General features: G+C 70.2%; 19 protein-coding genes. 9 read left to right on the top strand and 10 right to left on the bottom strand.

Annotated elements, in window-relative coordinates:
* Positions 1-9: 9 nt before the first annotated feature.
* Positions 10-1,608: a cation acetate symporter gene (locus AB0I81_RS06360; RefSeq protein ID WP_360652019.1), complete on the top strand. Its 1,599-nt coding sequence runs from the start codon at positions 10-12 to the stop codon at positions 1,606-1,608.
* Between the two features lie 105 nt (positions 1,609-1,713).
* Here the strand turns inward: AB0I81_RS06360 and AB0I81_RS06355 are convergent, their stop codons facing one another.
* The gene (locus AB0I81_RS06355; RefSeq protein ID WP_360650902.1) at positions 1,714-2,253 is read right to left on the bottom strand and encodes an EF-hand domain-containing protein; all 540 of its coding nucleotides are present in this window, start codon (positions 2,251-2,253) and stop codon (positions 1,714-1,716) included.
* Between the two features lie 183 nt (positions 2,254-2,436).
* Here AB0I81_RS06355 and AB0I81_RS06350 point away from each other — a divergent pair, with 183 nt between their 5' ends.
* A complete protein-coding gene (locus AB0I81_RS06350) occupies positions 2,437-3,354 on the top strand; it encodes an NAD(P)-dependent oxidoreductase (RefSeq protein WP_360650899.1) in 918 nt (305 codons plus the stop codon).
* Here AB0I81_RS06350 and AB0I81_RS06345 read toward each other — a convergent pair.
* Entirely contained in the window at positions 3,351-4,607 is a 1,257-nt protein-coding gene (locus tag AB0I81_RS06345; RefSeq protein WP_360650896.1) for an erythromycin esterase family protein, read from the bottom strand. The genes AB0I81_RS06350 and AB0I81_RS06345 overlap by 4 nt on opposite strands.
* Before the next feature lie 152 nt (positions 4,608-4,759).
* Between AB0I81_RS06345 and AB0I81_RS06340 the strand changes: the two genes are divergently transcribed.
* Positions 4,760-5,281: a DUF4240 domain-containing protein gene (locus AB0I81_RS06340; RefSeq protein ID WP_360650893.1), complete on the top strand. Its 522-nt coding sequence runs from the start codon at positions 4,760-4,762 to the stop codon at positions 5,279-5,281.
* Positions 5,282-5,338: 57 nt separating this feature from the next.
* Here the strand turns inward: AB0I81_RS06340 and AB0I81_RS06335 are convergent, their stop codons facing one another.
* Positions 5,339-6,064, bottom strand: coding sequence for a TetR/AcrR family transcriptional regulator (locus AB0I81_RS06335; RefSeq protein WP_360650891.1), 726 nt, complete (start codon positions 6,062-6,064; stop codon positions 5,339-5,341).
* Between the two features lie 74 nt (positions 6,065-6,138).
* On the opposite strand from AB0I81_RS06335, the gene AB0I81_RS06330 reads away from it, so the two are divergent.
* The 3 genes from AB0I81_RS06330 to AB0I81_RS06320 all read left to right on the top strand — a co-directional run bounded on the left by AB0I81_RS06330 (position 6,139) and on the right by AB0I81_RS06320 (position 8,049).
* Positions 6,139-6,663, top strand: coding sequence for a hypothetical protein (locus AB0I81_RS06330; protein WP_360650888.1), 525 nt, complete (start codon positions 6,139-6,141; stop codon positions 6,661-6,663).
* A 74-nt stretch (positions 6,664-6,737) separates the two neighbouring features.
* Positions 6,738-7,445, top strand: coding sequence for a DUF6882 domain-containing protein (locus AB0I81_RS06325; RefSeq protein ID WP_360650885.1), 708 nt, complete (start codon positions 6,738-6,740; stop codon positions 7,443-7,445).
* Between the two features lie 52 nt (positions 7,446-7,497).
* Complete coding sequence (locus tag AB0I81_RS06320) at positions 7,498-8,049, top strand: histidine phosphatase family protein (RefSeq protein ID WP_360650882.1); 552 nt, start codon at positions 7,498-7,500, stop codon at positions 8,047-8,049.
* Between the two features lie 18 nt (positions 8,050-8,067).
* Here AB0I81_RS06320 and AB0I81_RS06315 read toward each other — a convergent pair whose 3' ends face one another.
* The 4 genes from AB0I81_RS06315 to AB0I81_RS06300 are packed head-to-tail and all read right to left on the bottom strand — an operon-like array spanning position 8,068 to position 11,846.
* Positions 8,068-8,655 (bottom strand): ATP/GTP-binding protein, encoded by a 588-nt coding sequence (locus AB0I81_RS06315; protein ID WP_360650879.1) that lies wholly within the window; start codon positions 8,653-8,655, stop codon positions 8,068-8,070.
* A complete protein-coding gene (locus AB0I81_RS06310; RefSeq protein WP_360650876.1) occupies positions 8,636-9,004 on the bottom strand; it encodes a DUF742 domain-containing protein in 369 nt (122 codons plus the stop codon). The genes AB0I81_RS06315 and AB0I81_RS06310 overlap by 20 nt, the downstream gene beginning before the upstream one ends.
* A 5-nt stretch (positions 9,005-9,009) precedes the next feature.
* Positions 9,010-9,429 (bottom strand): roadblock/LC7 domain-containing protein, encoded by a 420-nt coding sequence (locus tag AB0I81_RS06305; RefSeq protein ID WP_360650873.1) that lies wholly within the window; start codon positions 9,427-9,429, stop codon positions 9,010-9,012.
* On the bottom strand, positions 9,426-11,846 hold the full coding sequence (locus AB0I81_RS06300; RefSeq protein WP_360650870.1) for a nitrate- and nitrite sensing domain-containing protein: 2,421 nt from the start codon (positions 11,844-11,846) through the stop codon (positions 9,426-9,428). Before AB0I81_RS06300 ends, AB0I81_RS06305 begins: the two co-directional genes overlap by 4 nt.
* 195 nt (positions 11,847-12,041) lie before the next feature.
* Here AB0I81_RS06300 and AB0I81_RS06295 point away from each other — a divergent pair, with 195 nt between their 5' ends.
* A complete protein-coding gene (locus AB0I81_RS06295; RefSeq protein ID WP_360650867.1) occupies positions 12,042-13,076 on the top strand; it encodes a hypothetical protein in 1,035 nt (344 codons plus the stop codon).
* On the opposite strand, the gene AB0I81_RS06290 is transcribed toward AB0I81_RS06295, so the two are convergent.
* Positions 13,073-14,620, bottom strand: a complete 1,548-nt coding sequence (locus tag AB0I81_RS06290) for a prenyltransferase/squalene oxidase repeat-containing protein (protein WP_360650864.1) — start codon at positions 14,618-14,620, stop codon at positions 13,073-13,075. The two genes, AB0I81_RS06295 and AB0I81_RS06290, sit on opposite strands and share 4 nt — an antisense overlap.
* On the bottom strand, positions 14,617-15,921 hold the full coding sequence (locus tag AB0I81_RS06285; RefSeq protein ID WP_360650860.1) for a cytochrome P450: 1,305 nt from the start codon (positions 15,919-15,921) through the stop codon (positions 14,617-14,619). The genes AB0I81_RS06290 and AB0I81_RS06285 overlap by 4 nt, the downstream gene beginning before the upstream one ends.
* A gap of 443 nt (positions 15,922-16,364) precedes the next feature.
* On the opposite strand from AB0I81_RS06285, the gene AB0I81_RS06280 reads away from it, so the two are divergent.
* Entirely contained in the window at positions 16,365-17,363 is a 999-nt protein-coding gene (locus AB0I81_RS06280; protein WP_360650857.1) for a polyprenyl synthetase family protein, read from the top strand.
* 7 nt (positions 17,364-17,370) lie between these two features.
* Here AB0I81_RS06280 and AB0I81_RS06275 read toward each other — a convergent pair whose 3' ends face one another.
* Complete coding sequence (locus tag AB0I81_RS06275; protein ID WP_360650854.1) at positions 17,371-18,363, bottom strand: alpha/beta hydrolase-fold protein; 993 nt, start codon at positions 18,361-18,363, stop codon at positions 17,371-17,373.
* A 36-nt stretch (positions 18,364-18,399) separates the two neighbouring features.
* Here AB0I81_RS06275 and AB0I81_RS06270 point away from each other — a divergent pair, with 36 nt between their 5' ends.
* Entirely contained in the window at positions 18,400-19,329 is a 930-nt protein-coding gene (locus tag AB0I81_RS06270; protein ID WP_360650851.1) for an aldo/keto reductase, read from the top strand.
* Positions 19,330-19,339 lie beyond the last annotated feature (10 nt).

Here is a 19,339-nt window from a genome sequence, read left to right as displayed (position 1 = left end):
ACTCTGGGGATGATCCTCTTCCTCACCTTCGTGGCCGCCACCCTGGGGATCACGTTCTGGGCGAGCCGTCAGACCAAGACGGCCGCCGACTACTACGCGGGTGGCCGCTCGTTCAGCGGCGTGCAGAACGGCCTGGCGATCGGCGGCGACTACATGTCGGCCGCGTCCTTCCTCGGCATCGCGGGCATCATCGCGCTGTCCGGCTACGACGGGTTCCTGTACTCCATCGGGTTCCTGGTCGCCTGGCTGGTGGCGCTGCTGCTGGTGGCCGAGTTGATGCGGAACTCCGGCAAGTTCACCATGGCCGACGTGCTGGCGTTCAGGATGAGCCCGCGCCCGGTCCGTACGGCGGCCGGCGTGTCCACGATCGTGGTCAGCATCTTCTATCTGCTGGCCCAGATGGTCGGCGCGGGCGCGCTGGTCGGCCTGCTGCTCGGCATCGACACCGAGGCCGGCAAGATGTGGACGATCGTCGGCGTGGGCGCGCTGATGATCGTGTACGTCGTCTTCGGCGGCATGAAGGGCACCACCTGGGTGCAGATCGTCAAGGCCGTGCTGCTGATGAGCGGCGCCGCGCTGGTGACGGTGCTGGTGCTGGCCAAGTTCGGCTTCAACCTCTCCGGTCTGCTCGGCCAGGCCGCCACGGTCAGCGGACCCAAGGCCAACCCCGAGAGCTTCCTCAGCCCCGGCCTGAAGTACGGCACCGAGGCGCAGGGCCTGGCCGGCAAGATCGACCTGATCAGCCTGGGCCTGGCGCTGGTGCTGGGCACGGCGGGCCTGCCGCACATCCTGATCCGCTTCTACACCGTGCCCACGGCCAAGGACGCCCGCAAGTCGGTCCTGTGGGGCATCGGCATCATCGGCGTGTTCTACCTGCTGACCCTGGTCCTCGGCTTCGGCGCGGCGGCCCTGGTCGGAAAGGACGCCATCGTCGCGGGTGACAAGGCGGGCAACACCGCGGCGCCGCTGCTGGCGCAGCAGATCGGCGCGGACATCTTCGGCCCGGTCGGCGGCACGATCCTGCTGGCGCTCATCGGCGCCGTCGCCTTCGCCACGATCCTGGCGGTGGTGGCGGGCCTGACCCTGGCCTCCTCCTCCAGCTTCTCCCACGACCTGTACGCGCACGTCTTCAAGCGCGGCCAGGCCAGCGAGCGCCAGGAGGTCGTGGTGGCCCGCGTCTCCGCCTTCGTGATCGGCGCGGTCGCGATCGGCCTGGGCATCCTGGCCCAGGGTCAGAACGTGGCGTTCCTGGTGGCGCTGGCGTTCGCGGTGGCGGCCTCGGGCAACCTGCCCGCGATCCTCTACAGCCTGTTCTGGAAGAGGTTCAACACGGCCGGCGCCGTGTCGGCCATCTACGGCGGCCTGATCTCCGCCCTCGTGCTGGTGATCTTCTCGCCGGTGGTCTCCGGCGGCGAGACGGCGCTGTTCAAGACGGCCGACTTCGTGTTGTTCCCGCTGAGTAACCCCGGCATCGTCTCGATCCCGCTGGGCTTCCTGTGCGGCTGGATCGGCACGATCCTCAGCAAGGAGTACAACGCCGCCAAGTACGCGGAGATCGAGGTCCGCTCGCTCACGGGCGTCGGCGCCGAGAAGGCCACCGAACACTGACGTCCGCTCCAACCACAAGAGGCGCCCGCCCCTGCCCCAGGGCGCCTTGCCCATATGAGGGCCCGGCCGGTTCGCACCGGCCGGGCCCTCTCATGCGGATGGGTCTCAGATGACGGGCTTGCCCAGCAGGAAACTGCCCGCCGCGTCCAGCCCCTCGAAGCTGTAGAACTGGCGGACCACCTTCCTGAACTCATCCACCGTCACGGCGCCGTCGGCGTTCAGGTCGAGTTTCCTGTAGCCCTCCATGACGGCCGCTTCATCGGTGGTCGTGGCCGCGTAGAAGGCCAGGTAGTCCTCTTTGCTGATGATGCCGTCGCCGTTGCGGTCGGCCGCGTGGACGAGGGCGTCCACGATGCGCGTGACGACCCGGTCGTAGAACTCGTTTCCCGCGTCCAGGCCGGTGCGGATCGCGTTGGTGAATTCGGCTACGCCGACCGGTCCCTTGCTGTTGTCCTCCAGGTACCGCCACAGGGCCTGCATGGACTCGGACAGCTCACGCTCGCGATCGGCGTCGCAGCGCAGCCGCTGAGCGGTCTCCTTGCTGTAGGCCTCGAGGTCCGCGCTGCTCATCCGCCCGGAACCGGACACGTTGAGCGCCTGGAACGCCAGCGCGATCTTGGCGTCCCGAATGTCGGCAGGTTTCACGACGACTCCTTTCCAGGTCTGCGGAGGACTTTGCCCACTCATGGAACGCCTCGCGGGAACGGTGGTCAACGGTCCTCATCCGGCCATCGCCGATGGATTCCGCATCCCGATCCCGGCCTTGGCCCGGGCACTGTCCCCTACCTGGAAGGGCGGACCGGGAGGTGTTACAAGTACTCTCTTCTTATGCGGGTATTCGTAACAGGCGGCACCGGGGCGATCGGCCGCCACACGATTCCGGCGCTGCTCGAAAGCGGCCATGCGGTGACGGCGCTGGCACGTACCCCCCAGAAGGCGGCCCTGCTGCACGCGCGGGGCGCACGCCCGGCGATGGTGTCGCTGTTCGATCGGGCGGAGCTGGCGCCGGCGTTCGCGGGTCACGACGCGGTGCTCAACCTGGCGACCTCGATTCCGCCGATGAGCCGCTTCATGAGCGCCGCCGCCATGCGCGACAACTACCGGGTGCGTACGGAGGGCTCGGCCGCCGTCGTGGACGCCGCCCTGGAGGCCGGGGTCGGCCGGGTGGTGCAGGAATCGGTCAGCATGCTCTACCGCGACCAGGGCTCCCGCTGGATCGGCGAGGACGCCCCGGTGGACCACTACCCGCTGACCCGCGGCAACTTCGCCGCCGAGGCCGGCGCGCACCGCTTCACGGAGAGCGGCGGGGGAGCGGGCGTGGTCCTGCGCTTCGGATGGTTCTACGGTCCGGGCGCCGAGCACAGTGAGCAGCTGTTCGCGCTGGCCGGGCGCCATATCGGCACGGTTCTGGGACGGCCCGGCGGTTACGTCTCCTCGATCCACCTGGCCGACGCCGCCTCCGCGGTGGTGGCGGCGCTGGAGGTGCCTGCGGGGACGTACAACGTGGTCGACGACGAGCCGCTGACCAAGCGCTCATACGCCTTCGCGCTCGCCCGCGCGGCCGGCGCCACCGCCTGGCTCAGCGGCCCCGGCCGCGCGGCCTGCCTCCTGGGCGACCGCCTCACCTCCCTGACCCGCTCGCTGCGGGTGAGCAACGCGCGCTTCCGCGCGGCGGCCGGCTGGGCCCCGCGCTACCGCAGCGCCCGCGAGGGCTGGCTGGCGACGGCAAGCGTTCTGCGCACCTAGCCTCGCTTTCCGGGTTCCTGACCCCGTGGCGGCAGGTCCTTGACGAAGACGATCCCGTCGGTTTCCGCCAGGTGCTCGGGGTTGAGCGGGAAGTAGCCGTAGTTGTTCGCGATGTCGGTGCGCGGGACCGGCTTCACTCCCGCGCCGTCCAGTGCGGCGGTCAGGGCGCGGGAGTCGACGACGTGCCGGTTGCCCGGGAGCGTGGACAGGACGCCCTCGATGGTCTCGGGGTGCGGGAGGGGCAGGCCCTGATGGTGTACGGCGCCGAGGGCGGAGGCCAGGAAGGCGTACCCGTCGCCGAGCCGCGCCGAGACGATGGCCCCGGCGCTCCACCACTCCAGCGCCATGCCGGCCAGCTGCCAGGTGCTCTTCTCCCGCTGGAGATGGCGGTTGTGGGCGAAGACCAGGGCCGGGCCGTGGTCGGCGACGTCCAGGAGGTTCTCGGCCATCATCGCGTCGCGCAGGGCCATCAGCCGCCACACCCGCTCCGGGGAGGTGCCGGCCATGCCCGCGTGGTAGCGCAGCAGTCCCGTGGCGGTGCGCCCGTACAGGCGGGCCCGCCGCCACTCCTCCCGCGAGGTCGCGGAGACCAGGTGCGGCTCGTACGCGGTGAGCAGCACCACCAGGTCGTCCGCGAGCAGCCGCAACTCGGCGACCTCGGGGGAACCGCCCACCGACTGGGACGGATCCATGGCCGCCGCCTCGTTGACCCACCGCTCGTCGGTCCCGAGCAGGCGGTCGAGGGTCTCCAGGGTGCAGGGGAGCGGGACGGGGTGGGCCGACAGATAGCCGTGCAACCCGGTGAGGGCCCGGCGGGGGCTGGCGGCCCACATCATCTCGATGGGCGCGTCGAAGCCGAAGAAGCGCAGCCGGTCGGCGGCGGGGTGGTGCTCGTTGTGGGCGCGCATCCAGCGTACGAGCTCGCGGGTGGCCGCCGACTCCCCGAATTGGTGGCTGAAGCCCGTACGCAGGACGTCGTCCAGCGAGCCTGCTCCCGTACGGACGTAGGCGTCCACGGCCAGGCCGGCCAGGCAGTCGCTCTCGATGGCGAAGGCACGGTAGCCCTCGTGCTCGACCAGTTCGCGGAAGATCTCGTTGCGCAGTTCCCCGATCGGCTCCTCTAGGTGCATGGCCTCGCCCAGGCCGAGCAGGCGCGGGCGGGCCGGCCGCGAACGGAGGAGCCGGGTGACTGCCGCGGGGCCCTCCGCGTCGAGGTCGCGGGCGGTGTCGCGGATGGGCGGATCAGCAGGCATGAGCGTTCCCGTTCTTCTCGCCGACGCTGACATCCTCAACGGTATCGTTGAATCTTTTGTTGAAGGTTTCCCATGAAAATCTGGTGGTTACTGGGACAGAACCTTAAATCATGTGGAGAATCTGTCGGTGCCGCCTGGCATGCTCTCCAGCCATGGACACCGCACACTTCTGGCAACTGGTGGAGCAGGCCCGTGAAGGGGCCGGCGACGACCAGGAGGTTGTCTCACGGGCCACCGCTCTGCTGGCGGCCCGCATGCCGGCCGACATCGTGACGGCGCAGCAGGTCCTGTGGGATCTCATGGCCGCCTCCTACCGCGCCCCGCTCTGGGCCGCCGCCTACCTGATCAACGGCGGCTGCTCCGACGACGCCTTTGAATACTTCCGCGGCTGGCTGATGGCACAAGGGCGTGCGGTGTTCGAGCGTGCCGTCCTCGACCCGGACTCGCTCGCGGACCTGCCGGCGATCCGGGAGGCGGCGGCCGAAGAGCTGGACATCGACTGCGAGGAGATGTTGTCGATCGCCTACTGCGCGCACCTGACCGCGACCGGCGAGCAGCTTCCCCCCGACTGCTTCACCATCCGCTATCCCGGCCTCGACCTGGACTGGGACTTCGACGACAGAACCGAGATGACCCGCCGCCTGCCCCGCCTGGCGGCCCTCTACCCGCGCTGACACACCTGCGCTGAAACACCTGCGCTCAAACACGGCGCCGGCCCTCAGCGCCGGCCCTCAGTGGCCCTCTCGCGGCCGCATCGCGTCGATCCCGGCGACCAGCATGTCCAGCACGGTCTCGAACAGCGCGTCCGGCGCCGCCGCGGTCCCATCGGCCGCGCCGGCCCGGCTCAGGTGCGGCAGATCCTCGGTGACCGAAGGCGGCAGGCCGTGCCACGTGCTCGGATCCGCGCCCTCGGGAGGCCGGTCGTGCCAGGCGTCCCAGATCTCCGCGAACCCGGCGACCTGCAACACGGTGACCGCCCACGCCCGGTACGCCTCCCGCGGGGGCAGCCCGGTCTCGATGAAGAACCCCACGAGGGCGTCGTCCGCCCGCAGCAGGTCGGCGGAGCGCAGCGAGGTCAGGTCCTCGGCGCGGGCCAGCGCCAGCAGCCCGGGATAGGACCGGTACCAGGTCCGCAGCCGCCGGCAGTAGTCGCGCAGGCTCTCCTCCGGCCGCCCGGGATCCAGCCGTGGCTCGGGCCGGTCGGCCTGGCTGAGGGAGACGATGAGCTCCAGCAGGTGGGCGCGGTCGGTGACGTAGTTGTAGAGCGCGCGCGGCGACACGCCGAGCCGCAGCGCGACGGCCCTCATGGTCAGCTCGGCGGGCCCCTTGTCGCCGAGGATGTCCAGCGCCGCCCGCGCGATCCCCTCCTTGGTGAGGGTCGGCCGGCCCGAGCGGAACTCCGGACGCCGACGCCGGCGTGCGGGCCCGGGTTCTTCCTGCGTGCTCGCTGGTGACACCGGATCATCCTAGCCACCGCCCTTCAACTTCACACTGTGTTGACTTTAAGGGCCGGGCGAGGACATCCTTAGGCATGCACTGGAACACGACCGTGGCGTACGGCGCCGTGTACGGCCTGGTCATCAGCCTGCTCTTCACCCTCGCCCTGCTGATCGGAGCCGCGATCAGCCGCGACTTCCTCCTGCACGACTACCCGGCCGCCATCCAGGAGCGCTACGGCAAGCCCAAGAGCGCCCGCGGCAGGAAAGTGGCGATCTGGGTGGGCGTGCTCTTCTGGGGAGCGACCTTCCTGCCCCTCCTGACCGTCGCCCTCCTCCACCTCCGCGCCACCATCGGCGGCGACCTGGGCTTCTGGCGGGCCGCGGCCTGCGGCGCGATCCTGTTCGCCACCCTGTCGCTCTACGACCTGGTGGTCCTCGACTGGATCCTGCTGGCCGGCCTGCGCCCCGGCATCATGGTCCTGCCCGGCACGGAGGGCATGAAGGAGTACCGGGACCTGCGCTTCCACGCCGTGGCGGCGCTCAAGGGCAGCCCGCTGATCCTGGTCGTCGCCCTGGTGGCGGGCGGCGCGGTGACGGCCGCGGAAGCCCTCACCTGACTGTGGGCGTCCGCCAATTAGACAATCTCTGAAGAGTCGCGTGACCTTGGCGAACAGCCCATAGTGTGCGGAGCGTGCAACATTCGCTCACCTTCGCGAACCTCCTCGACGACGCCGCCCTGCTCTCCCTGGAGCATCAGGTGCATCTGGAAGAGGTGCTCGCAGACCACGCCTGGCACGTAGACCTGAGACAACAGCACTTCGAGTTCACCGGCAGCCGCACGATCACCTGCACCGCCTTCCATCTGCTCGGCAGCGCCGCCCCCGGTCCGGGCACCTGGTTGTGGGCCTGGGCGAACCCGACCGGCTTCCCCGAAGCGGTGGTGGCGGCCTCCGCGCGGCTGCGCGACTTCGGCCGGCAGTACGGCATCGAGGAGCTGGCCTCCGCCGAGGTCCCGTTCGGCGCCCTGCCCGGCTCCCCGGCGGAGCCGCACCTGGCCGCCGGGCTCCTCACGGAGGCGGCCAAGGCGGTGACCGGCCACTGGACCTCCTACACCGGCGACGCGGGCGGCGGCACGCGGGCCGCGTTCCTGGTGGAGCATCCGGACTTCCAGCTGCCCCCGCCCGAGCCGGCCCGCGTCATGCGCGTCATCCAGCAGGCGCTGGCGGGCCTGCCACTGACCGACCACCGGCGCGCGCTGCACAGCTACGCCGCCAAGCGGGGACTCGGCGCCGAGTTCGACCGCGACCGGGCCAGGCTCACCGGCCCCGGCTTCGAGGCGGTCGCGGACTTCGACGCTCTCGGCCGCGTGGCCGGCATCAAGGCCAGCTTGTCCGGATGAAGGCGCTCGGGAGACGATGGCGGTGGCTTGATCCAAAGACCGAGGGAGACCCATGGCCGTTGAGATCATCTACGAGACGCACGCCACCACCACCGACAACGAGAACGGCATCTCCACGGGCTGGCTGCCGGGCGAACTGTCCGCCAAGGGCCTGCGCGAGGCCAAGGAGCTCGGCGAGCGGCGGCGTGCCGAGGGTGTGGCGGCGGTGTTCGTCTCCGACCTGCACCGCGCCGTCCAGACGGCCCGGATCGCCTTCCCCGACGGCTACCCCCCGATCCACCAGGACCGCAGGCTCAGGGAGTGCGACTACGGCGACTTCAACGGCAGTCCTGCCGCCGTCGTGGCGCAACGCCGGCCCCTGCACATCGACGAGCCGTTCCCCGGTGGCCAGTGCTACCGCCAGATCCTCACCGCCACCGGCGGCTTCCTGCACGACCTGGTCACGGCCTGGGACGGCGCCCGGGTGCTGGTGATCGCCCACACCTCCAACCGGTGGGCGCTGGACTGCCTGCTCAACGGGGCGTCACTGGAGGAACTGCTGAAAGCGCCCTTCGACTGGCAGCCGGGCTGGCACTACACGGTGCCCAGCCCGGCTTCTCATTAGGCGGCGGGAGCCGCGGGCTCAGCTGCCGACCGGCTCGGCGCGGAGCCGGGCCGAGTGTTTGACCAGGGCGATCAGAACCTCCCGGCTCGACTCGCGCTTCCTGGCGTCGCACATGATGATCGGGATCGACGGGTTGAGCTGCAGCGCCAGGCGCACCTCGTCCAGCTCGAACGTCGCCGAGCCCTCGAAGCAGTTGACCGCCACCACGAACGGCGTGCCGCGCCGCTCGAAATAGTCGACCGACGGGAAGCAGTCCGCCAGGCGGCGGGTGTCGGCCAGGATGACGGCGCCCAGGGAGCCCTCGGCCAGTTCGTCCCACACGAACCAGAACCGTTCCTGGCCGGGCGTGCCGAACAGGTACAGGACGTAGTCGTTGCCGAGGGTGATGCGGCCGAAGTCCATCGCCACGGTGGTGGTCCGCTTGGCCTCCACCGAGGTGAGGTCGTCGACGCCGATTCCGCGGTCGGTCAGGACCTCTTCGGTGCGCAGCGGCCGGGTCTCGGACACCGCGCCCACCATCGTCGTCTTGCCCGCGCCGAACCCGCCCGCGACCAGGATCTTGATCGCCGTCGGCAGGCGCGGGCGCTCAGAGCGAGCGAAGGCCATCGAGCACCGCCCTGTACATCTTCATGTCGTGCATGTCCACCTCGGATCGTGGTTCCTGGGCAGAGACGAGTTCACGGTCGAACAGGTCGCCGAGCAAAACCCGAATCGTCCCGGCAGGTAAATTCAGGTATGCGGCTATCTCGGCTACGGACTTGGGTTCGCGGCAGAGCTGGAGGATCCGCAGGTGCTCGGGATCCAGCCCGGCGTCGGGCCCGGGTGGCGGGCCGACCGCCAGGGCCATGGAGATCAGGTCGAACCTGCCATGGGCGGGCTGGGTACGGCCACGGGTGACGACATAGGGCCGGATGATCTCCGGATCCACCCAGTGTTCGTCCGTGGGCTCGTCCATGCCTCTCACCGGTCACTCCTGGCGGCGGCCTCGGCGTTGCGGGCGCCCGAGGTGAGGTACTGGCCCACCCTCGCGACCAGCATCGCCATCTCGTACGCCACCAGCCCGATGTCGGCGTTCTGGGCGCACAACACCGCGAGGCAGGCCCGCTGGCCCGCCGCGGTGACGATGAGGAACTGGTTCTTCCACTCCACGACGGTCTGCCGTACGGGTCCGCCGGAGATGTGGTCCGAGACGCCCTTGGCCAGGCTCTGCAGCCCGGAGGCGACGGCGGACAGGTGCTCCCCGTCGGTGCGCTGCAGCCCGGCGGACGAGGCCATCAGCAGCCCGTCGGACGACAGGACGATGGCGTGCTCCGCCTCATTGAGCCGGCCGACCAGGTCGTCGAGCAGCCAGTTCAGATCGGTGCCCGCGCTGGGGGTCATGTCGCCTCACCTCCCTGTTCCTCCAGCATCTTGGCCGCCTGCGAACGGCCGCGGCGAGTGCCTGACTGCAGAGATCCCATCATCGCGCGGATCTCCTCCGGCGAGCGCTCGTCATCGTCCTCCTCAAAGTCGGGCTGCGTGGGCGTGTCGTCCCGCAGCGCTGGCGCCAGGTTGGCCTGGGGCACCCGGAGGGGGAGCCCCCCTGGAGTGAACTCGCTCACAGGCTGCTGCTCCGGTTCGGCTGGCTTTTCTGCTGGTGGTTCCGGGGCGGGCGCGGGTTCGGGCGCGGGTCTTGGCACGGGCCTGGGCGCGGCTTCCGGCTTGGGCCGGGGCACCGCCGTGGGCCGGGGGGCAGGCGGGGGAGCTGAGACCGGAGCAGGGGGCGGGGTCTGGGTCGGCGCGGGGGCGGGGGCGGGACGGGCGGGCAGCGTCCGCACGTTCTCCCCCGTGACGGGCAGCCGGGCGGCCGTGGCCGTGGCGGCCGGCTGCCTGCGCGGCAGCCGGTCCCGGCGGACGTCGTCCGGCGGCTCCGGCGTGGGGTCGAGCTGGACGAGCTCCTGCGGCAGCAGCACCACGACCGTCGTGCCGCCGTACGGGGACGCCTTCAGCACGACCTGGATGTCGTGGCGCCTGGCGAGCTGGCTGACCACGTACAGGCCCAGGCGGGCGGTGCCGGTGATGCGGAACTCGGGCGGCTCGGCGATGCGCTCGTTGGCCGCGTCCAGGTCCTCGGGCTTCATGCCCAGGCCGCGGTCCTCGATCTCGATCACGTACCCGTTGGCCACGAGCTGGCCGCTGACCTGCACGTTCGTGTACGGCGGCGAGAACGACACGGCGTTCTCGATCACCTCGGCGAGCAGGTGGATGACGTCACCGACGGCCCGGCCGACGAGCACCACCTCGCCCATGGGCATGAGCGAGACGCGGGTGTAGTCCTCGACCTCGGCCAGCGCGCCGCGGACCACGTCGACCATGGGCACCGAGCGCCGCCACGTACGGGCGGGCGCGGAGCCGGACAGGACGATCAGGTTCTCCGCGTTGCGGCGCATGCGGATGGCGAGGTGGTCCAGCCGGAAGAGCTCCTTCAGCTCCTCGGGGTCGGTCTCGCGGCGCTCCATCACGTCCAGGACGGTGAGCTGGCGGTGCACCAGGCCCTGCGTCCTGCGCGCGAGGCTGAGCAGGATGTCGCGGATGCTGCGGCGCAGCTCGGCCTGCTCGGCGGCGACGGAGATCGCGGTGCGCTGCACGGTGTTGAACGCCTGGCCCACCTGGCCGATCTCGTCGTCACCGAAGTCCAGCGCGGGCGCCTCCTTGGCGACGTTCACCTCTTCGCCGTGGCCGATGCGCTCGACGATGCCGGGCAGGCGGTCGTCGGACAGTTCGTGGGCGGCGTCGCGCAGCTTCTGCAGCTGGGCGAACAGGGATCGGGCGGTGGTGATGGACAGCAGGATCGAGGCGATGACCGCGAGCAGGCCCAGACCACCGGCCAGGACCAGGCGGACGATGACGTTGACGGCGACCGGCACGGAGCGGTCGACCACGTTGTCGCCGGCGCCGAGCACCATGGTGTTGAAGTCGGCCAGGAAACGTTCCGTCGCCGACTTCCACTCGTCGGAGGTGAACGGCGGGTTCAGGGCACCCGCGTCATGCTCCAGGACCTGCCTTTCCAGATTCTGGAGCCGGGTGGCCGACTGGCTCTTGGACAGGTTGTCGAAGGCGGCCCTGTCGGTGTCGTTCAGGTCGGACGCCGCCTGCTCGGCGGTGGTCCGCCAGGCGCCCACGGCCTGGCCGAACTCCGCCTGCGTGGCCGAGGTCAGCCGCCCCTCGGACAGGGCGCCGGCGAGCAGCGCGTCCTCCCTGGTGAGCAGCTCTCTGGCGCGGCTCAGGGTGAGCAGGGAGCGGACGTCCTTGGCGAGCTCCTTGTCGTCGAGCGTCGCCAGCGAGCCGTACAGGGCGTAGATGGGGTCGATGACGTCGTTGTACGCGGCCGAGGCCTGGACCTGGTTGAACCGGCCCGCGTCGATGCCCTGACGGAGATCCTTGAGCGAGTCCAGCCGCGCGAGCATGTCGGCGAGCCGTTCGTCGCCCTGGTCGTCCAGCGCCAGGTCGACCGCCCCGGAGATGGCCGACTCGCGGAAGGCGCCATGCAGGCGGTCGGTCAGTTTCCGCTGGGTCTCAAGCTCTTTGCGGGTTTGGACGGTCTTCTCGCTCAGCCTGACGTTGGAAAGCCTGCGCTCGTCCTGTAGCGCGAAGAGCAGCGGGTCGCTGGGGCTCGACACAGCGGAGTCAAGTTGGGACACCCACAGGAGGTTGACCCCCTCGCGGAGGGTGACCCACGCGGCGAAGACCCACAAGGCCGCCAGGGAGAGCAGCATGGCCGTGATCTTGGTCCGCAGCCGCGTCTTGCGGAAGCGCATTATACCCACCTGTGAAAGTCACATGTTGTGGTGTCCGCCACCTACAACGTGCGGGTGATGCCGGACACCGTATCGATCAAGGAACTCTAGCGTACGGGCAAAGTGCTCTCAAGCACGGCAAAAACGGGTTTTTCCTGACGTTGACCCAATTAGTCAAGTTTGTCCAAAATGCGGCAAAATCAGTATTCTTGCCAAGTGAACGATCATACCGCCGCTTATTTCGACATCCGCAATGACCTCGCCGACCGCCTCCTTGAGCAGTCACATCAACTGGCCGGTGTGCCCGAGCAGGATCGTGGCGACGTACTGCGGGCGGCACTTGACTCCGTCCCTGACGCGGCGCGGCTCCTGCGCCCCTATGGCGCCCTCTTTCCAGACGGCAACAGCGCCGCCAGCCGGCTGGCCTTCAGCTGCCTGTCGGCCGCGGCCACGTTCCCGCGCGCCGGGAAGGAGCAGATCACCGACCTCGGCACGCTGAGCACCATCCTGTTCGGCGTCGACGACATCGCCGACAACGTCGCGGGGGACTGGACCGATCGCGACATCGTGGCGCTGTTCGGGCGCCTGTCCGGCGCGCTGTCCGGCGAGCGGCCAGAAGCAGGCTCCGGGGCACTGCCGATGGAACAGGCCATGGAGGCGTGGCAGGCGTGGTGCGACCGCTGGCGCGCGTACGGCGGCGCCGGCGGCTACGCGCCAATCCTGGAGCACCAGCTCGAACGCACGGGTGCGGCCATGGCCCGCGAGCGTGTCTGGGCGACGGGCGGCGAACCCTGGCCGTCCTACGAGGAGTACCTGCCCAACGCCACCCTCACCTTCCTGTACCACACGTGGTGGGCGGCGGCCATGGGGATCAGCGACCCGGACTCCGACGCCGACGCCTCCTGGCGATCCGTCGGGCCGGTCACCGATCTCGGCGCCGCGTGCCTGCGGCTGGCCAACGACGTCAGGACGTTCGAGCGGGAGAGAAGCGAGGGCAAGCCGAACTCGGTGCTCATTCTCGAACGCGCCGGAATGAGCACCGAGGCGGCGGTCGAACGGGTGATGGCGCACATCCGCGAACTCAACGCCGAATTCGCCACGGCGATCGCCGGCCTGCCCGCGGAGCTGGGGTGGGCCGCGGAAGGCCAGCACAGGTGCGTGACCTTCGGCGGTGGCTGGTACATGGCCAGGGACACGCACGCGTACACCGTTCGTGATCTGGCCGCGGATGTGGACGCCCATCGTCGTTAGACCGCCTGCGCCTGTGCCCGCGCCCGCTGGATGAGGTGCGTCGAGGCGAGCACCGCGGCGCGGGCCACGGCGCGGGGGACGTACAGGTCCTTGTCATGCCAGAGCGGAGGGTGGTCGCCGCCGGTCGAGTTCGACAGGTACACGTGGCCGCGGTCCACCGCGCGCAGGCGCCGCGGATCCGTGTTGCCCCTGGTCAGGAGCAGGATCTGGATCGCGTACGCGGTCTCTTCCGCGGTGCCATCCCAGCGGCCCCATGAGCCGTCGGGCCGCTGGGTGCCGAGCACCCACTCGGCGGCCGCCGCGAGCACCGGCTCGCGCGCGGCCTGCCCGCCGAAGTCCTCCAGCGCCAGCGAGCAGCTCGCGGTGGCGTAGTACGGCGAGGCGTGCCACCGATCGGTCCAGCTTCCGTCCGGCTGCTGCTGGTCGCGGATCCAGGCGGCCAGTTCCGCGATGGTCTCCTCGTAGCGCGGTGCGGCGGCGGGCCTGCGGCGGATGTACTCCCCGAAGGCTTCCAGCACGTGCGCGTTGACGCTGACCGAGACGCCCTGCTCGCCGGGCCAGGTGGAGAAGTGGGTCCCGGACCGGAATCCCCACAGGCTGTCCGGCTCGTGCGGCGCGTCGAGCAGCGCCAGCGCGTACAGCGCCACGGACGTCGTGTCGGCGTCGGCGGGCAGTCCGGGGCCCGCGGGCGTGCCGGCCGGGCCGATGGCCGACCTGATGTCGGCCACCATCTCCGGCGGGACCTCGATGGACACGCCCGCCCGCAGCAGCCAGCTCAGCACCCATCCCCGCTCGAACACGGTGATGGGCAGCCCGACGGGCACGGGGCCGCCGTACAACCGGGCCACCGCCTCCAGGTGCCCGTGGGCCGGCTCGTGCGCGTCGTGCTCCCCGCGCTCGCCCAGCCAGGCGGCGGTCGCAGCGGGAGAGGCGCCGATGCTGCCGATGGAGGTGGGGCGGATGCCCGGCGCCCCGGCGGCCGCCTCGGTCGCGATCTCCAGGGCGTGCAGCAGCTTCTCCGGCACCTCCATCCCGGACTTGACCCGGGACCTGACCATGCGGAGCGTGTCGTAGCTCATGCTCGCCGGCAACGGGATCGGCGCCCGGTCCGGCAGGCCCTCGGCGTGCTGGTTGATGCGGTCGATGAGGGAGGGCACGATGTGCTCGATCGCCGGCATGTCGGGCAGGTCGAGCGGGTCGCTCAGCCAGCCGGTGAGCACCCGCAGGCCGCGGTCCGCCGCGCGGGTGAGCCGCTCGCGGTCCGTACCCGGATCTTCGCGCGTCAGCGCGGCGAGGATGCCCTCGGTGGCGCTCAGCGTCGGCACCATGCCGTAACCGTCGGGTGCGCCCCAGGCGCCGTCCGGCCCTTGTGTATCGAACAGATATTCGATACGTTCGAGGTGGCCGGTCAGCCACGGGGCGAGCGAGACCAGCCGGCCCGTCTCATAGACCGAGGGGGAGACCTGCCCCCACGGCCTGAGCATGAGGCTGGTGACCAGTTCGCCCGCTTCCGTGGTGATGTCCGGGGCTTCGTTGATGCTCACGCCGTACGATTCCGTTCGTTGGGGTGCACCCGGAGGTAGAGCTTCTGCTTGGGCCTCAAGGTGGCCCCTCCCGGTACGGGCCGCAGCTTCTGCGGATTGGTCAGGACCAGCCGGTACCTGCTCATCATGTTGGCGATCACCAGGGACGCCTCGACGTAGAACAGGTGCTGGCCCAGGCAGACGTGCGGGCCCACGCCGAAGGGGATGAACGCGTAGCGGTGCCGGCGCTCGGTCTTCTCGTTGGCCCAGCGCTCGGGGTTGTACTCCAGCGGCCGGGGCCAGAACTCCGCCAGCCGGTGGGTGGTGTACGGGCTGATCAGCACCTGCGAGCCGGCCTTGATCGGAACTCCGCCGATCTCCGTGTCCGCCACGGTCTGGCGGGGGACGACCCAGGCGTTCGGATAGACCCGCAGAAGTTCCTGAAGGACCATGCGCAGGTAGGGCATCTCGGCGACGTGCGAGGGCCGCACCGGGTCGCCGCCCACCACGCGGTCGACCTCCTCCTGCAGCCGGGCGTGCACGTCCGGGTGGTCGTGCAGCACCTGCCACAACCAGATCAGCGACATCGCCGTGGTCTCCGAGGCGGCGCCGTAGATGTTCACCAGATCGTCACGGACCTGCCGCAGGTCGGCCCTGCCCTCTTTCTCGAGCCTGGCGGTGAGCAGCGCCGAGACGATCTCCTTGCCGTCGTTCCGCTCGTGCCGCGCCTGCTCGATGAGGGGATAGACGATCTCGTCGATCTTCTTCGCGGAGCGCAGGAAAGCCTTGTCGCCCGGCACCCTGAGCGAGTACGGCGCGAAGGGGAAGAGCATCCGGAAACCGATCGAGGTGGCGCACGTGGCGAACTCGGGCGCCAGTTGATCCGCGGTCTCGGGCGAGATCCGGCCGCCGAACAACACCTTGATGACGGCCTCGTTGACGATCGAGGTCATCTGGTGTTCCACGTCGATCGGCCGGCCCGCGCGCGCGAACTCGTCGAAGGCGGCGATGCGCTCGGCGATGGTGTCGGCCATGTCCTCGGCCAGCGAGGCCGTGTAGCGCGCGGTGAAGAGCGGCTGCAGGATCTTCCTGGCCGACGCCCAGCCTTCGCCCTCGCCGAGGATGCTCTGGCCGATCAGCCGCTGCAACGGCCGCCAGAACACGCCCTCGCGGACGAAGTTGGTCCAGTCCGTCACGAGGATCTGCTGGACGTGGTCGGGGTGTGAGATGAGGTAGGGACGGAAAGGCCCGAGGTGGAGCCGGACGACCTGTCCGTCGGCATCGGTGCCCATCTTGGCCAGTTGGGTGACCGGGTCGTTCACGAGCCGGGGTATGGCTTGGTGGGTGGGAACGATGTGGGGGCTGGTCGCGGAGGGCCCCCTGACGTGCGACATGACGGCAATCCCCGATTCGGATGCGATACGCGCGGGAGGGTTTTGACGGGCGCGGGACATCAGTGATGCCCACATTGAAGCTGAATTTAGGTCGAGGTTTGCTGATTCCGGGGTGGCGGCTCACGTGGTGTCGTTACGACGATGTGGCGGCGGCCTGTCTACGCTGGAGATCTATGGGCCGTGTGGCGTACGTCCCGTAGGTGCTCGTGTGGCACATTCATCGGCAGGGGCTCCGATTGCCACTGGTGATCCTTCCATCGCGTACGGTACACGTCTCACATCGCGGACATTTCCTGACAAAGCTATCCGGTGGGTGGAGTATCACATGCTTCTGCATGTAGATTCAAGATCGTACCTGGGTAGGAGCACCATTGAATCTCAACCATCCCGGCGGCGTCAGCGCCCGCTATCGACGCCTGCTCGACCCCGCGCTGCGCGAGGCGGTCTCGGTGCTGCACCCGGACGGCGCCAGGATGGCGGCGTTCGCGATGGGCTGGGCGGACGTGGACGGCAGAGCACGGTTCGGCGACGGCGGCAAGGCACTGCGGCCCGCGATCGCCCTGCTCAGCGCCGAGGCCGTCGGCGCTCCCGCGGAGTCGGCGCTGCCCGCGGCGGTGGCGGTGGAATTGGTGCACGCGTTCTCGCTGGCGCACGACGACATCATCGATCGCGACGAGCTGCGCAGGCACCGGGACGCCCTCTGGAAGGCCTACGGCGTGGGCCACGCGCTGCTGACCGGGGACGCGCTCCTGGCCCTGGCCGTCAGCCAGCTCGCCGACCGGCCCGAGGCGATGCCGTACCTGTCGGCCGCGCTGATCGAGCTGGTGCAGGGCCAGAGCGCCGACATGGCCTTCGAGGACCGGCCCTGGCAGGGGCCCGGTGAGGTCACGCTCGACGAGTACGCCGAGATGGCCGCGGGCAAGACCGGCGGCCTGCTGGCCGCCGCCGCGGCGGCCGGCGTGGCGCTGGGCGGGGCTCCGGAGCTGGCCGACCGCATGTGGGGGATGGGCCGTGACCTCGGGGTGGCCTTTCAGATCGTGGACGACATTCTCGGCATCTGGGGCGACCCGCTGGTCACCGGCAAACCCGTCTACAGCGACCTGCGCAGCGAGAAGAAGACGTTGCCGGTGCTCGCCGCCCTCGCCTCGGGCGGCCAGGCCGCCCACGAGTTGTCGGACGTGCTGGGCGCCACCGACGAGGACTCCGTACGGCACGCGGCCCGGCTGGTGGAGGAGGCGGGCGGGCGGGAGCGGGCGCGGGCGCTGGCGGACCGGTACGTCTCATCGGCGCTCGGCGTCCTCGACGAGTTCCTGCCGGACGCCCATGAGCTGCGCGCCCTGTGCCACTCCCTGGTCGATCGGGTCAACTGAGACTGAGTCAGTCGGCGGGGCGGGCGCCGATCGCGGACATGAGCTCCGGATAGGCCCGGTGCAGTTCCCGCTGCCACGACGTGTGATCGTGCCCGCCGCGGTGGAAGTGTGTGCGTACCGGGATGCCCAGCTCGCGCAGCCGTCCGGCGAACGACCTGGCCGCCCGGTTCGCCAGGTCCTCCACCACGTCGCCCTCGCCGGCGGCGACATACAGCTCGACCCCCTTGAGCCGCTCCGCCAGGTCGTGCGGATTGTGCGCGCGCCAGACCTCGCGCTGCCGCTCCGGGTCGCCCCAGATGCGCTTCCAGTCGGTGCCGAAACAGCCGATGGTGGTGCCCGCCATCACGGCCTGCGGGACGCCGGGGCCCAGGATGTGCAGGGCGCCGCTGAACGAGGCCGCCGCCTCGAAACCGCCCCTGGCCGCGTACAACATGGCGCCCTGCCCGCCCATCGAGTAGCCCGCCACCGCGCGCCGCGGTCCCGCCCGGTAGCGCTCTTCGAGCAGCGGCAGCAGCTCCTTGAGGTGGTAGGTCGCCCAGCGCGGCGGCCCGCCGTCGCCGCCGTTCCACCAGTCGGAGTAGCTGCCGCATTTGCCGCCGTCCGGCATCACGACGAGCACGCCGGTGTCGCGGGTGAGGGCCTCGACGTCGGTCTTGGCGGTCCAGGAGGTGTGGTCGTCGAGCCCGCCGTGCAACAACCACAACACGGGCCAGTCCGTACGTGACTCCCAGCCGCGCGGCAGCAGCAGGCGCACCCTCGTGGTGGCGTCCAGCGCCTCCGACCTGATCGTCAGCTCCATCCTGCGCTCGTCGAGCCGCCGCTCCGTGACGATCGGCGGCCGTTCCGTGGGCACCGCCGACGGGCCGGTCGGCGGCCGTTCCGTCGGTCCGGGTTTCGGTCCGGGCGGAACGTCTCCTTCCGGCCTCACCATCAGCACCGCCAGGAACAGGCCGCCGGCCACCACCGCGCCGACCAGGCATCCACGTAACCGGGGCCGCATCGCAGTCTCCTTTTCGGGTGCGCGGATAATAGCGAGATGAGATCTATCGGCACTACGGACCTGTCCGTGTTCCCCATATCGCTCGGCACCAACGTCTTCGGCTGGACCGCGGACAAGGAGACCTCGTTCGCGGTTCTGGACGCCTACGTCGAGGGCGGCGGCAACTTCATCGACACGGCGGACGTCTACCCGGCCTGGGTGACCGGGGAGTCCACCTCCGAGACGATCATCGGTGAGTGGCTGGCGTCGCGCGGCAACCGCGACTCGATCGTGCTGGCGACCAAGGTCGGCATGCTGGAGGGGCTCAAGGGGCTGGCGCCCGGCACGATCAAGACGGCGGTCGATGACTCGTTGCGGCGGTTGCGTACCGATTACATCGACCTCTACTGGGCACACGTGGACGACCACGACACGCCGATGGTGGAGACGCTGGCCGCGTTCGACGGGCTGATCCGCGATGGCAAGGTCCGCCACGTGGGGGCCTCCAACCACCAGGCGGCGCGGCTGGCCGAGGCGCTCAAGATCTCCGATGAGGAGGGGCTGGCCAGGTATGTGGCGCTGCAGCAGCCGTACAACCTGGTCGAGCGCGGCTACGAAGGTGAGCTGCGGGAGGTCGTGGTCAGGGAGGGGCTGTCCAGCACGCCTTACTTCGGGCTGGCGCGGGGGTTCCTGACCGGCAAGTACGCGCCCGGGGCGAACGTGGACTCCCCTCGGGCGGGGAAGGCGGCCGAGTACCTGGAGACCGAGCGCGGGCCGAAGACGATCGAGGCGCTGGCCAGGGTGGCGCGGGAGCGGGAGGTCGCTCCGGCGTCGGTGGCGCTGGCCTGGCTCGCCGCCCAGCCGACGGTCACGGCACCGATCGCGAGCGCGCGGAACGTGGAGCAGCTGGGGCCGTTGATGGCGGCGGCGGCGCTGACGCTGAGCGCCGGAGAACTGGCCCTCCTGGACGAAGCCTCCCGCCCCTGACCCCTGACGC

Source organism: Nonomuraea sp. NPDC050404, assembly GCF_040655495.1.
Taxonomy (GTDB): Bacteria; Actinomycetota; Actinomycetes; order Streptosporangiales; family Streptosporangiaceae; genus Nonomuraea.
Note: the sequence above shows the minus strand (reverse complement) of the source record. Positions and strands in the feature narration are given on the sequence as shown.

Coding starts and splice junctions, on each gene's coding strand:
- AB0I81_RS06360 (WP_360652019.1), top strand. CDS start 10: ATGATCCTCTTCCTCACCTTCGTGGCCGCCACCCTGGGGATCACGTTC.
- AB0I81_RS06350 (WP_360650899.1), top strand. CDS start 2,437: ATGCGGGTATTCGTAACAGGCGGCACCGGGGCGATCGGCCGCCACACG.
- AB0I81_RS06345 (WP_360650896.1), bottom strand. CDS start 4,607: ATGCCTGCTGATCCGCCCATCCGCGACACCGCCCGCGACCTCGACGCG.
- AB0I81_RS06340 (WP_360650893.1), top strand. CDS start 4,760: ATGGACACCGCACACTTCTGGCAACTGGTGGAGCAGGCCCGTGAAGGG.
- AB0I81_RS06330 (WP_360650888.1), top strand. CDS start 6,139: ATGCACTGGAACACGACCGTGGCGTACGGCGCCGTGTACGGCCTGGTC.
- AB0I81_RS06320 (WP_360650882.1), top strand. CDS start 7,498: ATGGCCGTTGAGATCATCTACGAGACGCACGCCACCACCACCGACAAC.
- AB0I81_RS06315 (WP_360650879.1), bottom strand. CDS start 8,655: ATGGCCTTCGCTCGCTCTGAGCGCCCGCGCCTGCCGACGGCGATCAAG.
- AB0I81_RS06310 (WP_360650876.1), bottom strand. CDS start 9,004: ATGGACGAGCCCACGGACGAACACTGGGTGGATCCGGAGATCATCCGG.
- AB0I81_RS06305 (WP_360650873.1), bottom strand. CDS start 9,429: ATGACCCCCAGCGCGGGCACCGATCTGAACTGGCTGCTCGACGACCTG.
- AB0I81_RS06300 (WP_360650870.1), bottom strand. CDS start 11,846: ATGCGCTTCCGCAAGACGCGGCTGCGGACCAAGATCACGGCCATGCTG.
- AB0I81_RS06275 (WP_360650854.1), bottom strand. CDS start 18,363: ATGCGGCCCCGGTTACGTGGATGCCTGGTCGGCGCGGTGGTGGCCGGC.
- AB0I81_RS06270 (WP_360650851.1), top strand. CDS start 18,400: ATGAGATCTATCGGCACTACGGACCTGTCCGTGTTCCCCATATCGCTC.